This window comes from Streptomyces parvus, assembly GCF_032121415.1.
Taxonomy (GTDB): Bacteria; Actinomycetota; Actinomycetes; order Streptomycetales; family Streptomycetaceae; genus Streptomyces; species Streptomyces globisporus_A.
Genome location: NZ_CP135079.1, coordinates 3,204,889 through 3,218,912, shown reverse-complemented (window position 1 = coordinate 3,218,912; position 14,024 = coordinate 3,204,889). Strand labels below are relative to the sequence as shown.

At 72.2% G+C, this 14,024-nt stretch carries 13 protein-coding genes, 2 tRNA genes and 1 pseudogene; 9 read left to right on the top strand and 7 right to left on the bottom strand.

Annotated elements, in window-relative coordinates; genetic code table 11:
• Positions 1–78: 78 nt before the first annotated feature.
• Entirely contained in the window at positions 79–1,692 is a 1,614-nt protein-coding gene (locus tag RNL97_RS15390; protein ID WP_243314349.1) for a metallophosphoesterase family protein, read from the bottom strand.
• 136 nt (positions 1,693–1,828) lie between these two features.
• Here RNL97_RS15390 and RNL97_RS15385 point away from each other — a divergent pair, with 136 nt between their 5' ends.
• From RNL97_RS15385 to RNL97_RS15360, 6 genes are all read left to right on the top strand, one after another.
• A complete protein-coding gene (locus tag RNL97_RS15385) occupies positions 1,829–2,179 on the top strand; it encodes a metallopeptidase family protein (RefSeq protein ID WP_030298144.1) in 351 nt (116 codons plus the stop codon).
• The gene (locus RNL97_RS15380) at positions 2,176–2,655 is read left to right on the top strand and encodes a FluC/FEX family fluoride channel (RefSeq protein WP_030585557.1); all 480 of its coding nucleotides are present in this window, start codon (positions 2,176–2,178) and stop codon (positions 2,653–2,655) included. The genes RNL97_RS15385 and RNL97_RS15380 overlap by 4 nt, the downstream gene beginning before the upstream one ends.
• On the top strand, positions 2,652–3,026 hold the full coding sequence (crcB, locus tag RNL97_RS15375; protein ID WP_030585554.1) for a fluoride efflux transporter CrcB: 375 nt from the start codon (positions 2,652–2,654) through the stop codon (positions 3,024–3,026). The genes RNL97_RS15380 and crcB overlap by 4 nt, the downstream gene beginning before the upstream one ends.
• A gap of 203 nt (positions 3,027–3,229) precedes the next feature.
• On the top strand, positions 3,230–3,817 hold the full coding sequence (locus tag RNL97_RS15370) for a hypothetical protein (RefSeq protein WP_030585551.1): 588 nt from the start codon (positions 3,230–3,232) through the stop codon (positions 3,815–3,817).
• Positions 3,818–4,026: 209 nt separating this feature from the next.
• Positions 4,027–6,180 (top strand): DEAD/DEAH box helicase, encoded by a 2,154-nt coding sequence (locus RNL97_RS15365; protein ID WP_398866718.1) that lies wholly within the window; start codon positions 4,027–4,029, stop codon positions 6,178–6,180.
• Positions 6,181–6,432: 252 nt separating this feature from the next.
• Positions 6,433–6,506 (top strand) — tRNA-Lys (locus RNL97_RS15360).
• A 102-nt stretch (positions 6,507–6,608) separates the two neighbouring features.
• Here the strand turns inward: RNL97_RS15360 and RNL97_RS15355 are convergent.
• The 6 genes from RNL97_RS15355 to RNL97_RS15330 form a co-directional block, all read right to left on the bottom strand.
• Positions 6,609–6,968, bottom strand: a complete 360-nt coding sequence (locus RNL97_RS15355) for an STAS domain-containing protein (protein ID WP_313750803.1) — start codon at positions 6,966–6,968, stop codon at positions 6,609–6,611.
• Positions 6,965–8,224 carry a PP2C family protein-serine/threonine phosphatase gene (locus RNL97_RS15350; RefSeq protein WP_030585540.1) on the bottom strand — a complete coding sequence of 420 codons (1,260 nt, stop codon included), beginning with the start codon at positions 8,222–8,224 and terminating at the stop codon, positions 6,965–6,967. Before RNL97_RS15350 ends, RNL97_RS15355 begins: the two co-directional genes overlap by 4 nt.
• Positions 8,224–8,424, bottom strand: a complete 201-nt coding sequence (locus RNL97_RS15345) for a hypothetical protein (RefSeq protein WP_390332240.1) — start codon at positions 8,422–8,424, stop codon at positions 8,224–8,226. Before RNL97_RS15345 ends, RNL97_RS15350 begins: the two co-directional genes overlap by 1 nt.
• Positions 8,425–8,782: 358 nt before the next feature.
• On the bottom strand, positions 8,783–9,826 hold the full coding sequence (locus RNL97_RS15340) for a fatty acid desaturase family protein (RefSeq protein WP_313750802.1): 1,044 nt from the start codon (positions 9,824–9,826) through the stop codon (positions 8,783–8,785).
• 221 nt (positions 9,827–10,047) lie between these two features.
• Positions 10,048–10,908 carry a SigB/SigF/SigG family RNA polymerase sigma factor gene (locus RNL97_RS15335; protein WP_030585531.1) on the bottom strand — a complete coding sequence of 287 codons (861 nt, stop codon included), beginning with the start codon at positions 10,906–10,908 and terminating at the stop codon, positions 10,048–10,050.
• Positions 10,909–11,020: 112 nt separating this feature from the next.
• The gene (locus RNL97_RS15330; RefSeq protein WP_063834865.1) at positions 11,021–11,872 is read right to left on the bottom strand and encodes a hypothetical protein; all 852 of its coding nucleotides are present in this window, start codon (positions 11,870–11,872) and stop codon (positions 11,021–11,023) included.
• Between the two features lie 268 nt (positions 11,873–12,140).
• On the opposite strand from RNL97_RS15330, the gene RNL97_RS15325 reads away from it, so the two are divergent.
• The 3 genes and pseudogenes from RNL97_RS15325 to RNL97_RS15315 all read left to right on the top strand — a co-directional run bounded on the left by RNL97_RS15325 (position 12,141) and on the right by RNL97_RS15315 (position 13,856).
• Positions 12,141–12,214: transfer RNA gene (locus RNL97_RS15325), tRNA-Met, on the top strand.
• 117 nt (positions 12,215–12,331) lie between these two features.
• A pseudogene (locus RNL97_RS33110) lies at positions 12,332–12,487 on the top strand (TipAS antibiotic-recognition domain-containing protein); the annotation flags it as partial.
• 142 nt (positions 12,488–12,629) lie between these two features.
• Positions 12,630–13,856, top strand: a complete 1,227-nt coding sequence (locus RNL97_RS15315) for a PP2C family protein-serine/threonine phosphatase (RefSeq protein WP_030585523.1) — start codon at positions 12,630–12,632, stop codon at positions 13,854–13,856.
• Positions 13,857–14,024 lie beyond the last annotated feature (168 nt).

The following is a 14,024-nucleotide window of genomic DNA, read 5'->3' as shown; positions in this document are numbered from 1 at the left end:
TTGGCCCGCCGGTTCGCTTTGCAGCGCGTCGGGGACGTGAGAAGCATATGGGATGGGTGGAGCTATCGCCAAAACGGTTTACGGCGACGGGGTCGGGCGGCCCGGGGAGCGGGTCGCGGAGGGCGACGGGGAGGGCGAGCCGGGGGAGTCCTTCTTCAGGTTCTCCTCCGGCAGATGGCGGCTGACCTCGGCGGTCGTCAGTCCCAGACCGCCCAGCGTGATCTCGTCCCAGGCCTGGAGCCGGCGGGTCGAGCGGTCCAGGTAGAGCACCGAGGCGTGCACCTTCTCCGGCTTCTCGTTCTGCACGGCGCGCAGCCCGCCGCCGCCCGTGGAGCCCTCGACCTTCAGCCGGGTGCCGAGCTTCAGTTGTTCGTTGATCCGGCGGTGGACGTGGCCGGAGAGCACCAGCGGGACCGTGCCGTCGGTCTCCCGGGCGGTGTTCGGGTCGTGGGCGACGGCGATGTCGACCGGGGTGCCCGCGCGCTCCTGGTCGCGCAGCGCGGAGGCCAGGCGCGCGCCTTCGAGCTGCGCGGCCGCCTTGCCGCCGACCGGGGCGGTCCGGTCCGGGGTGAACGAGGCGTCGCCGGTGCCCGCGATCCGCAGCCCGCCGACGTCGACGGCCTTGCCGTCGTCGAGGACGCGGACGTTCCTGAACTTCTCCAGGTAGTCCTGGGTGACGGTCGAGTCGTGGTTGCCGCGCACCCAGACGTAGGGCGCGCCGAGGTCGCGGATCGGGTCGAGGAAGCCGTTCTCGGCGGCGGAGCCGTGGTCCATCGTGTCGCCGGAGTCGATGATCACGTCGATCTCGTACTGCTCGACGAGCGAGGCGATGATGTGCCAGGCCGCGGGGTTGAGGTGGATGTCGGAGACGTGCAGGGCCCGGATGGTGCCGGGGTCGGGCTGGTAGACGGGGAGCGTGGAGGTCGCGTCGTACAGCTTGGTGACGTTGGTGACCAGGCGGGCCAGTTCCTGCTGGTAGATGTCGAACTCGGTGACGATCGAGCGGGCGTCGCCGACCAGGGACGGGGCGCTGGAGAGCAGCCCGGAGAACTTCGGCTCCAGGACGGACTTCGGGTTCCAGGTGGCGTACGCGCTGACGCCGGACGCGGCCAGCAGCGTGAGGGCGAGCCCGCCGGCGGCCAGGGCGCGGCGGGGGCGGCGGTAGACGACGAGGCCGAGGGCGGTCGCGCCGGAGATCACGGCGACGCAGGAGCGCACGGCCAGCTCCTCGGTCCCGGCGGCGACGTCCCGGGTCACCTCGTCCTGGAGACCGGAGAACCGTTCCGGCTGGTCGACCAGGGCCTGGGAGCGTTCGGGGTCGAGGCGGTCCACGTCCACGTCGAGCCTCAGCGGCGCGATGTGCGAGTCCAGCTCCAGGGCGCCGAGCGGCGCCACGTTGATCTTGCTGCCGCCGGTGAGGGAGGGGCGGAGCGTCATGTTGGTGTCCATGGGGCCGACCGGCGTACGGACGGAGCCCACGGCGAGCAGTCCCAGCCACGCCCCCAGCACGACGACGGCGAGCATGCCGAGGGCGCGGAGCCAGGGGCGGCGGGCGGGGGCCGCCAGGTCGCCGGAGGCCGCCGCGCGGGGTGCTTTCGGGGCGGCGGTACGGCTCCGGGACGCCGGGCGGACGAGCTGGCTGAGGCGGTGCCGGACGCGGTCGGCTGCGGCACGGAACGGGACGCGGACCATTGGGCCCGTATGCCCCGGTAAGGCCTCCGCCATGCCGGGCGGCTCCACCGCTCATGAGTCCGTACGGTCCTGGTCGCCGCGACGCCGGGCGGCCGCCACCTGCCCGTACCGGGCCCCCGTACGGGACAATGGCCGCGTGCTGGAGATGACGCGTGAACAGTTCGAGGAGCTGGTGAGCCAGGCTCTGGACCGGATCCCGCCGGAGCTGACGCGGCTGATGGACAACGTGGCGGTGTTCGTCGAGGACGAACCGGACCCCGGCGACCCCGATCTGCTCGGGCTCTACGAGGGCACCCCGCTCACCGACCGCGGCGAGTGGTACGCCGGAGTGCTGCCGGACCGGATCACCATCTACCGGGGCCCGACGCTGCGGATGTGCGAGACGCGGGAGGACGTCGTCGCGGAGACCGAGATCACCGTGGTCCACGAGATCGCCCACCACTTCGGCATCGACGACGAGCGGCTGCACGCCCTGGGCTACGGATGAGCGAGCAGGCCCCGGAGGAACTGCCGGAGCCCGGTCCGCCCGCCGCCCCGCAGGGCCGGGTGCTGGCCGCGGTCGCTGTGGGCGGCGCGCTCGGAGCCCTCGCCCGGTACGGCGCGCTGGTGCTGTGGCCGGCGCCCGGCCACGGTTTCCCGTGGACGGTGTTCGCCGTCAACGTGACCGGCTGCGCCCTCATCGGCGTGCTGATGGTGCTGACCGTCGAGCGGGGCCGGGTGACCCGTGCGCTGGTGCGACCCTTCCTCGGCGTCGGTGTGCTCGGCGGCTACACGACCTTCTCGACGTACGCGGCGGACGTGTCGGGCCTGCTGGTCCGTCAGGAGGCCGCGGTGGCGACGGCGTACACGGTGGCGACGGCGGTGGCCGCGCTCGGAGCGGTGTGGGCGGCGGCCGTGGCGACGCGGGCCTGGCTGGACCGGGGCACGCGAGCGGGTGCGCGGGGCGAGGGGCGGACGGCGTGACCTGGCTGCTGGTGGCGATCGGCGGCGCGGTGGGCGCGCCCCTGCGCTATCTCACGGACCGTGCGGTGCGGGCGCACCAGGGACCGGGCGTCCCGTACGTCTTCCCGTGGGGCACCTTCACGGCGAACATCGCGGGCAGCCTGCTGCTCGGCGTGCTGACCGGCGCCGCGGTCTCCTCCCCGGTGCACGCCCTGCTGGCGACGGGCCTGTGCGGGGCGCTGACGACGTACTCGACGTTCTCGTACGAGACCCTCCGCCTGGCCGAGACGGGCCGCGCCTTCCTGGCCGCGGCCAATGTGCTGGCGTCCCTGCTGGCGGGGCTGGGCGCGGTGTTCCTGGGAGCGGAACTGGCGGGCGGGTTCGGGGCGTAGCGGGGCGTCGTGCGGTGAGGGCCGTGCGGGGGAGGGCGGGGGGCGTGGCCGGACGGCTCCGGCGGGTGGCGTGCGGGGCGTTGCGGTTTCGGGCGTGTCTCCGGCGGGGTCGGGGGAGTTGGGCACGGTGCGAAGCCTCGCTCCGGCGTCGCGGGCTCCACCCCTCGCCACGCTTCCGCTCCCTCGCCCCGGAGGTGCCCCTCGTGCGCCAGTTCCCCGCCCCTGTCCGCTGGGCAGCCGTCACCGCGCTGACGATCGCCGCGTCCACCGGCTGCATGAGCGTCGGCGAGGACGGCGCCGGAGGGCCGGGGCCCTCGCGGTCCGCCGGCCCCAAGGGGTCCGAGACCGATCCGGCCGGGAACACGGTTCCCGGCTCCGGGCAGTCCGGAGGACGCGGCCGGGGCGCCCACCCCCATTCGGACCGGGGTGTTCCCGGCAGCAGCCCACGCCCCGACGCCTCCGGGGCCCTGCCGTCGGCCGCCCCCAAGGACGCCCGCCCCGAACCGGCCGCCCCCGGGCAGCCCACCCGTGCCGGCGGCGGGGTGCGGCCCACGCCGACGCCCTCGACCCCGGGGCCGGGGGAGCCGCCGCCGGTCATCCCGGAGCCGCCGGCTCCGCCGACGCCCGCCCCGGACCCGGACCCGGACCCGGACCCTGAGCCCACCGATCCGCCGGAGCCGCCCCCCTCGGCCTCGCCCGCCGCGCAGTTCCGGGCCCATGCGATGGGCAGGCCGGAGCAGGTCGGGCCGCTGCGGACGCCGGAGGCATCGCCGCAGGTGGGGCCGGTGTAGCCGCGGTCACAGCGAGGGCGGTTTGCGCAAGGTGGGTGGGAGTGCGTAAGGTGGTAGATCGTTTGATCCCATTGCCCGGCGCCGACACAGAAGAGCGCCGTGTGGCGCGTACTCTCCCTTGCCGTGGCTGGACCGCATTGAGGCGGTCGAAATTGCGAATCACGGAGTTATGGGCGCGTGCCGAGACTCCGGAAGGTTTCGCATTTCGCATGTCAATTTCCAGTTCTGACCGCACCGTCATGCCCGAGAACGTCGACAACGCCGAGCTCGCCGAGCTGGTCGAGTCCGCCGTGACCGAGGCCCCCGCCGGTGCGACCGCCCCGGCCGCCGAGAAGACCGACGAGGCCCCCGAGGGCGCTTCGGCCCCCGAGGCTGCTGGGACCCCCGAGGCCGAGCCGTCCGGGGCCTCCGCCGAGCCGACCGTCACCTTCGGCGAGCTGGGCCTGCCCGAGGGCATCGTCCGCAAGCTCGCGCAGAACGGTGTCACCACTCCGTTCCCGATCCAGGCGGCGACCATCCCGGACGCCCTGGCCGGCAAGGACATCCTCGGCCGCGGCCGGACGGGCTCCGGCAAGACCCTCTCCTTCGGCCTGCCCACCCTGGCCTTGCTGGCCGGTGGCCGCACCGAGAAGAAGAAGCCCCGCGCCGTCATCCTCACCCCGACCCGTGAGCTCGCGATGCAGGTCGCGGACGCGCTCCAGCCGTACGGTGACGTGCTCGGCCTGAAGATGAAGGTCGTCTGCGGCGGTACGTCGATGGGCAACCAGATCTACGCCCTGGAGCGCGGTGTCGACGTCCTCGTCGCCACCCCGGGCCGGCTGCGCGACATCATCAACCGCGGCGCCTGCTCCCTGGAGGACGTCCAGGTCGCCGTCCTCGACGAGGCCGACCAGATGTCGGACCTGGGCTTCCTGCCCGAGGTAACCGAGCTGCTCGACCAGGTCCCGGCCGGCGGTCAGCGGATGCTCTTCTCCGCCACGATGGAGAACGAGATCGGCACGCTGGTCAAGCGTTACCTCTCCAACCCGGTCACGCACGAGGTCGACAGCGCCCAGGGCAACGTCACGACCATGTCGCACCACGTCCTCGTCGTGAAGCCGAAGGACAAGGCGCCGGTCACGGCCGCCATCGCCGCCCGCAAGGGCCGCACCATCATCTTCGTCCGCACCCAGCTGGGCGCGGACCGCATCGCCGAGCAGCTCATCGAGTCGGGCGTGAAGGCCGACGCGCTGCACGGCGGTATGACCCAGGGCGCCCGTACGCGGGTCCTGGAGGACTTCAAGAAGGGTTACGTCAACGCGCTCGTCGCGACCGACGTCGCCGCCCGCGGTATCCACGTCGACGGTATCGACCTGGTCCTGAACGTGGACCCGGCCGGTGACCACAAGGACTACCTGCACCGCTCGGGCCGTACCGCCCGCGCCGGCAAGTCCGGTGTCGTGGTGTCGCTGGCGCTCCCGCACCAGCGCCGCCAGATCTTCCGCCTGATGGAGGACGCGGGCGTCGACGCCTCGCGCCACATCGTCCAGGGCGCGGGCGTCTTCGAGCCGGAGGTCGCCGAGATCACCGGCGCCCGTTCGCTCACCGAGGTCCAGGCCGACTCCGCGAACAACGCCGCCAAGCAGGCCGAGCGCGAGGCCGCCGACCTGACGAAGCAGCTGGAGCGCGTCCAGCGCCGCGCCGTCGAGCTGCGCGAGGAGGCCGATCGCCTGGTCGCCCGTGCCGCCCGCGAGCGGGGCGAGGACCCGGAGGCCGCGGTGGCCGAGGTCACCGCCGAGGCGGAGGCCGCCCTCGTGGCCGCCATCTCCGTCCCCGAGCAGCCGGCCGCCCGCGACGAGCAGCGCCGCGACGAGCGGGGCAACTACGAGCGCCGCGACAACCGCGGTGGCGACCGTGGCGGCTACCGCGGCAACGACCGCCGTGACGACCGCCCGTCGGGTGGCTTCCGCTCCGGTGGCAACGACCGCCGGGACGACCGTGGCGGCCGCTCCTTCGAGCGCCGTGACGACCGCCCCGCGTTCAACCGCGACCGCCGTGACGACCGCCCGTCGGGTGGCTTCCGCTCCGGTGGCAACGACCGCCGGGACGACCGTGGCGGCCGCTCCTTCGAGCGCCGTGACGACCGCCCCGCGTTCAACCGCGACCGCCGCGATGACCGCCCGTCGGGTGGCTTCCGCTCGGGCGGCAGCGACCGCCCGTTCAACCGCGACCGTCGTGACGACCGCCCCTCGGGTGGCTTCCGCTCCGGCGGCAGCGACCGCCCGACCGGCCGCCGTGACGACCACCGTGGCGCCAACACCGGCACCAACACCGGCTCGTTCGGCCGCCGCGACGACAAGCCGCGCTGGAAGCGCAACGGCTGACCCCAGCCCGGCCGCCCCCCGGCCGAGCAGGTCCGCCTGACAGACCGGCAGGGCCCGTACGCCACCGAACCGACTCGGTGATGTACGGGCCCTGTTGCTGTTCCTGCACCCTGTCGTGTGCTGATCCCGGCCTCCAGGCATGCCTGTCCGGGGCCCGCGCCGGACTCCGGGAACAGGCCACGACGGGCCCAAGACCGATACCGGATCGGCTGCCGGGACCGGGCGGGCTATGCTCGGGGGGTGATGTCGCAGGGGCCGTTAGCTCAATTGGTCAGAGCAGCGGACTTTTAATCCGTTGGTTGTGGGTTCGAGTCCCACACGGCCTACCGGCAGCAGGGCGGGGAGACCTCCTCCGACCTGCGAGGGAGCGCCCCGGTCGGTTTCGGCCGGTCGGGGCGCTCCGTCTTTTCTCTCCATGGCACGCCGGGTCAGTCCCCGTCTGTTCGCCAGGCGTGCTCGGCGTCCCGTGCGGTGGGATGGGCGGGGAAGACCGGGTCCAGGCCGATGATGCGGATGATCCGGGCGAGGTGTCGGGGGAGGGCTGCCAGCGCGATGGCCGCGTCGGCGGCCAGGGCGTGGTTGTGGGCGGCGATCAGGGCGGTGATTCCGCTGGAGTCGCAGAAGGTGATGCCCTCCAGGTCGATGACGAGCTGCTGCCCCGGGCGCAGGGTGAGCCCGGGGAGGGCGTCGCGGACCCGGGGTGCGGTGTGGTGGTCGAGTTCCCCGGTGAGTTCCATGACCGTGCCGGCGGCGGTGGTGCGGGTGCTGAGGGTCAAGTACCGGGTCACTGCTGCTCTTCACTGAGGGGTTGGGGGACGTGGATGGCGAGGACGGCTGTGTCGTCGTCCACGCCGGTGCCGAAGGTGTGGAGCAGATCGCGGACCGCGCCGATGGTGTCCGACGCGGTGGTGGGGGCGAGGTGGCGGCCGAAGTCGAGGAGTGCGTCGTCGCCGTAGCGGTCCTGGTCTCCGGCGGCGGTGGTGCGGGCTTCGGTGAGGCCGTCGGTGTGCAGGAGAAGCGTGTCGCCGGGGGCGAGGTGGACGGCGGTCGTGGCGATGTGGGCGTCGGGCAGGGCGCCGATGAGCTGTCCGCCGGGGGTGGGCAGGTAGTCGGCGGTACCGTCGGCGCGCATCAGCAGGGCCGGGGGGTGGCCGCCGCTGGCGAGGGTGACGCGGAAGCCGCCGCGGTCGGTGTCGGGGGTGAGCACGCCGAAGACGACGGTGCAGAAACGGGGGTCGGTGCCCTGGTACTCGTGGTTGAGGACGGTGTTGAGGTTGGTGAGTACGGCGGCCGGGTCCGGGTCGTAGACGGCGGCGGCGCGCAGGGTGTAGCGAGCCAGAGAGGTGACGGCGGCCGCGGCGGCGCCCTTGCCGCACACGTCGCCGAGGAACAGGCCCCAGGTCCCGGCGGCCAGGGGGAACAGGTCGTAGAAGTCGCCGCCGACCTCGTCGACGGAAGCGATGTGGTAGTGCGCCGCGACGTCCAGGCCGGGCACGTTCGCCAGCGTGGGGGGCAGCAGCGTCTTCTGAAGGGTGGTGTTCAGGAGCTTGAGGCGGTCGCGTTCCTGGTCGGCTTCCTGGCGGGCCCGCAGCAGTTCCGTCTCGTAGGCGCGGCGGTCGCGGGCGTCGAAGAGGGTGGTGCGGATCAGCAGGGGCTGTCCGTCGCTGCCTGTCTTGACTGTCGAGGTGACCATGACGGGCAGGCGGGAGCCGTCGGCCGCCTTGAGTTCCAGGGCGATGCCGCTGATCCGGCCCTGCATCTGCAGCAGCGGGGCGAAGTGGGTCTCGTGATACAGCCGGCCGCCGACGGTCAGAAGGTCGGAGAAGGCCATGCGGCCCACCAGATCGCCGCGCTGGTAGCCGAGCCAGTCCAGCAGCGTTTTGTTCACCTTGGCGATCCGCCCGTCCAGCAAGGTGGAGAGGTAGCCGCACGGGGCGTGCTCGTAGAGCTCCTCGGCACTGTCCTCCAGCAGCTCGGAGAAACGGGCCTCCTCGTCCAGCGGTGCCTGGTCCCTGCCGTCCGCCGCGTCGCCGGTCTCACACATCACGGTGCTGTCCCGGCGAACGCCTCCGGCTCGCGCGCGGCGGCCGGCACGGCCGCCATCGCGCTCACCGAATGCCCCCCGAACGCGACCGGCCCCGGTGCCGGCTCCCCGATGGTCTCCAGGGCATCGGCGACGTGACCGTCCAACGGTCCGTCGGTCCGCCCGGTCACCTCGACGTGGTTCCTGCTCCGGACGTCCATGCCCGCATCCTCGCAGACGGCTGCCGGGGCGATCGGGTGTGGAGAGCCGTGTCCCCCGGTCCCAGCAGGAGAAGAGGCCATGCGTTTGAGCTCTGTGCGGCGGGGAACCCAGCCGCCCAGGCAGAGAGGCTTTGAGCCCACAGGTCGCCCTGTCGAGGCGTCTTCGGTACGGCAGCGTTGCCGGGGGCGCCGCCACGGTGGAGCGGTGGTGTGCTTCACGTGGTCCGCCCTGGAGTCGTACGTCTGCGGGGCGCCCGGAGTCGGGCGCCGGGCGCGTCGCGCTGTCGCGGTGAGTGAGTACGGTCCGGCGGGCGGGTCAGGAACCACCGATCAGACGCCGCGTGCCTCGGACCACCGATCAGGCGGCGCGTGCCTCGGTCCGGCGCAGGGGAGCGCCTGCTTGGTGCAGGCTGCGGAGTGCTTGCCGGTAGGAGGCGATCAGGCTGGTCTCCAGGTAGGCGACATCCAGCTCTTCGCAGTAGCGGCGGACGACGAGCTGGGCCCTGCGCAGGTTGGGGCTGGGCATGCTCGGGAAGAGATGGTGCTCGATCTGGTAGTTCAGCCCGCCCAGGACGATGTCGGTGAACCAGTTGCCGCGGACGTTGCGTGACGTCAGAACCTGGCGGCGCAGAAAGTCCGGGCGGTCCTTGCCGGTCCGGATCGGCATGCCCTTGTGGTTGGGGGCGAACACCGACCCGAGGTACAGACCGAAGAGGCCCTGGTGGACGGCGAGGAAGGCGATCGCCATGCCGGGCGGCAGCACCAGGAAGAGAGCCGTCAGGTAGACGGCGAAGTGCGCCACGAGCAGTGCCCCCTCCAGCAGGCGGTGCTTGAGCGAACGGTCGGCCAGCGCCCGCAGCCCCGACACGTGCAGGTTGAAGGCTTCCAGAGTGAGGAGGGGGAAGAACAGGTACGCCTGCGAGCGGCCGATCAGCCGGGGCAGGCCCTTGGCCGCTCGGGCCTGGTCCTGCGACCAGACCAGCAGATCGGGCTCGATGTCGGGGTCGAGCGTCTCGTGGTTGGGGTTGGCGTGGTGGCGGGTGTGCTTGTCCTGCCACCAGCCGTAGCCCATGCCGATGCCGACGTTCGCGGCGACGCGCCCCGCCCTCTCGCTCGCTTTCCGCAGCCGGAAGACCTGGCGGTGGGCGATGTCATGGGCCAGCAGCGCCACCTGGCCGAAGACCGCGGCCAGGAAGACGGCGACGGCCAGGTTCCACCAGGAGGCGCCGACGAGGACGAACGCGGTCCAGCCGGCGACGTACAGCGCGCTCACGGCCACGATGCGGACCGCGTAGTAGCGGGGGCGCCGAGCCATCAGACCCTGGTCGACGATTCTCTTGGACAGCCGGGCGAAATCGCTCCCGGTCGTCCGCTCGGGGCTGACGGAGACTTCTGCGGTCATGAGAACGAACCTCTCGTGGCTGGCATCGGGCAGCCGTTGGACGGTCACCGGCGTTGCGTACGGACTCCGCACCCCGGAGGGGTGGGCCGCTGCTCACCGTGCGAGGCGTTGAGGGCAACCAGGCCAGGCGGTGGGTGCGGGCAGCACCCGGTGCGTCAGGGCGAGACGTATCTGTACGTGCTCCACACCGCCCGGTCAGCGTGGAGTTCGCGCGATCCCGCTCAGTTCTGCGTCAGCATGCCGGTGCGGAGCCGGTCGAGGAGGTGGGCCAGGAGCCGGGAGACGTGCATCTGGGAGAGGCCGAGCCGCAAGCCGATCTCGGACTGGGTCATCTCCTGGCCGAAGCGCAGGGCCACGATGGAACGGTCGCGCTCGTTCAGGTCCGCGAGGAGGGGCGCCAGCGTCTGAAGGTTCTCGACCTTCTCGATGGCGGGGTCGACGTCCCCCTCGATATCACCGTGGGTGACGATCGACGCGCTGTTCCGTTCGCCTCCGACAGTAGCGTCCAGGGATCCCGCGGTGTACCCGTTCGAGGCGACGAGACCGTCGATGATCACCTCCTCGCTGAACCCGAGATGGCGGGCGAGTTCCGGGACGGTGGGATCCCGGTCCAGTCTTCCGGCGAGTTCCTCCTTGGTCCTGGCGAGCGTGACGCGCAGCTCCTGCAGGCGACGCGGTACGTGGACGGCCCAGGTGGAGTCGCGGAAGAACCGCTTGATCTCCCCGACGATGTAGGGGATGGCGAAGGAGGTGAACTTCACCTCCCGGCTGAGGTCGAACCGGTCGATCGCCTTGATCAGGCCGACCGTTCCGACCTGGACGATGTCCTCCATCTCGCCGTTGCCGCGACTGCGGAACCGTCTCGCGGCGAAGTGGACCAGAGACAGATTCGTCTCGATCAGGGTGTTCCGTGCGTACCGGTACTCATGCGTGCCCTCTTCCAGCACCTGCAGCCGTTCGAAGAAGACGGAACTGAGAGCGCGGGCGTCCCTCGGCGCCACCTTGCGAGGGTCGCGGATCTGCGGGAGCGCCGGGAGGGGCGCGGCGGTGACCGGAGCCGGAGCGGTTGTGGATATCGGCATTGCGATGATTCCCCTGCCCCAGAAGGTGCCGCCGGAGACCCGCCGGCACCATGCTCACCTACCCGGATCCGGACGGAATACGCGATCCGGGCAGATGGGCGCGGCAGTGCGCCTACGACTGGTCTCCGCGATCCGGGTACCTCCTGCCCGACGGGCCGTCCTCGGGGCGCTCGGATCCCTTGGCCCGGTCGCTCTGCTCGTACTGGGTCCGGTCCGTCTCCCCCCGCCCGGGCTCGCCGCCGGCGTCCCTCGCCGGAACCGGTCGGCCGCGCGGCGGCGACGTCTGCTCCTGAGGACGACCGAAGCGCCGCTGGGAGTCGCCCTGGGCCGACGTGCCCCGAGCGGGGCCGGCGTCGGTGTCGGGGCGTGCCTCGGTCGCACCGGCTCGGTCGGTCTCGCCTCCGGCCGCCCCGTCCCGGGCGGCCGTACCGTACGACTGCTCGACTCCGGTGCGGTGGCGCTCCGTGTCCTCCTCGCGGTCCAGAGCGTCGCGCCCTCGCTGCTCCCGTTCATGGCGGGCGTTTCGCACCGCCCGGCGTTCGCGCCCGCTCATGACGGCCGAGCCGATGAGCATGAGGAGACCGCCGAGCAGGGCCAGTCCCACGCCGCTGCCGAGCCCGTCACCGTCGCCCGTGACGGTCAGGCTGCCCTGCGCCTGTGCCTGCCGGACCATCCAGAGGACGGCGAATCCGAGCGTGATGATTCCCGCGATCAGGACGAGGAGCCGCGATCGAAACGCGACGCCGAGAACCGTGAGGAGCGCCCCGACGAAGAGAGGGAGAAACATGGAGGCGAACAGCCCCGCACCCGAGTCCGTGATGCCGGCCCCGGTGAAGAGCTCCCAGACCCGGAAGTCGTGTCCGAGCCGCCCCTCGTACCAGTTGCGGAAGGGCGCCCAGACAGCTGCGGCAGCGCCGACGACCGCCAAGATCAGTCCGATGGTGTTACGGATACCCCGTGCCATGCCGCGACCTCCCGGCAAATCGGACGGTGCACGTAAGAAGCTCACATGCCGAACCCCACCCCTGAATTTCACGCTACGCCAGGCCCGAACGCCCTGCCATGCGACTCGACGGCTCCTGGTGCCGCCTCCTCCCGCCGCAGGTCCCGACGGCCGGGTGCTCGGCCCTGCGCGTCTCCGGCGCCACCTCGCCGTAACGGACGTGCCGGGGGGATGCCCGGAGCAATTGGTCAGCCGCACTCCGGGAATGCCGTACAGTTGTGTTTACCGACGCGGGGTGGAGCAGCTCGGTAGCTCGCTGGGCTCATAACCCAGAGGTCGCAGGTTCAAATCCTGTCCCCGCTACTGAAGATCCGGGCCCGGCACGCAGACAGCGTGCCGGGCCCGAGTCGTTGCCCGGCACGGAGTGGTCCATTCAGGAAATCGCCCGCCGGGCCGCACCACGATGCTGCGGGAGTCCGGGCTCCCGCGGCCGGCCGTTCGTACGTGATCGGGCTCGGGGGGATGTATGTCGCCGACCCGTGCTCCGGAAAGAACTACGATCGCTACGGGGACGGCACCGCCGCCTTCGTACGGGACGCACCGACGGTCCGCGCGCAGCACCGGCTCTCCGACTGACCACGGTCGGCCGGGCCGCCACTCGGGTTTCCCCCTATTCGGCCGATGCGGAGTCGCCGCTCGGCGCGGCTCCGGGAAGCCTGGGCGGGGCGCGGTACCGTCCGCAGCCGTGGGTGGACCGGGCAGGAGTGCACAGGTGGGGATGGCCGAGAGACGGCACAGCGGAGCGGCGGGGAGCATCGATGCCGTGGGCCGTGCGGTGTTCGGTTCCCGGGAGGGGGAGCTGACGTTCGGCGGTGGACGGGGCACCGGGCGGTTCATCCGGATGCTGCCCGCCCTGCTCATCGTCGGCGGACTGCTGTTCGACTGGCTGGCCCCGCCCAACTTCACCGCCGTCCCCCTCTTCGTCGCGGCCCCGCTCATCGCCGCCCCGTTCTTCTCGCTGTCCCGGACCGTCCGCACCGGGATCGCTGCGGTCATCTCCGTCACCGTGATGCGGATCTCCGACGGGACGTCCACCCAGGTGGTCCCGGTCATCGAGATGATCACCGTGCTCACGGGCTCGGTGCTGGCCCTCGTCATCAACGGCGTCGTGCGGCGCGGCAACGAGCAGCTCGCCTCGGCCCGCGCCGTCGCCGAGACCGCCATGCGGGCCGTGCTGCCGACGCCCGCCGAGCGGACCGGCGGGCTCCAGGTGGCCGCACGGTACGAGGCGGCCCAGGCGGACGAGTTCGTGGGCGGCGACCTGTACGCCGTCGCGGACACCCCGTACGGCGTACGGATCGTGGTCGGCGACGTCCGAGGCAAGGGGCTGGACGCCGTCGGCGCGGTGGCGGTGATCATCGGCGCGTTCCGGGAGGCCGCCGAGCAGGAGCGTTCGCTGGAGGGCGTGGCCCAGAGGCTGGAGCGGGCGCTGGCCCGTGAGGGGACGCGACGGTACGGGCTGGACGCCATGGAGGGGTTCGTCACCGCTGTACTGGCCGAGATCCCGCCCGGGGCGGCCACGGTCCGTCTGGTCAACCGCGGCCACCCCGAGCCGATCCTGCTCCACGCGGACGGGGCTCTGGAGGTGCTGGCGCCCTCGGTGCCCGCACTGCCGCTGGGGATGGAGCTGGGGGTGTGGCCGGACCGCGCCGAGGAGTGGGCGATGCCTCCCGGGGCGACGCTCCTCGCCTTCACGGACGGCCTGTCCGAGGCCCGGGACGCGAACGGGGTCTTCTACGATCCGGCCGCCCGGCTGCGCGGCCGGATCTTCCCGGGGCCGGAGGAGCTGCTGTCGGCGCTGACCGATGACGTACGGCTGCACACGGGCGGGCATGCCACGGACGACATGGCGCTGATCGCGGTCGGCCGGCCGGCGGAGGGGCAGCCCGTGCGCCGGACCACGGTGAAGATCGTGGGCCGGGGCGACGAGGACGCGGCCCGCTGACGTGGCGACCCCACGCGTCCACGCGTGTACGTGCCGACCGCCGGACTCGGAGCGATGACACGGTGTGTGATCGAAGCGCACCGCTCCGCATAACATTTGATACACCGTCAGAAAAAGACGTGTGGCTGAGCTCCGGTCAAGTCGCCCGATTCCACCCGCTTGTGCCCC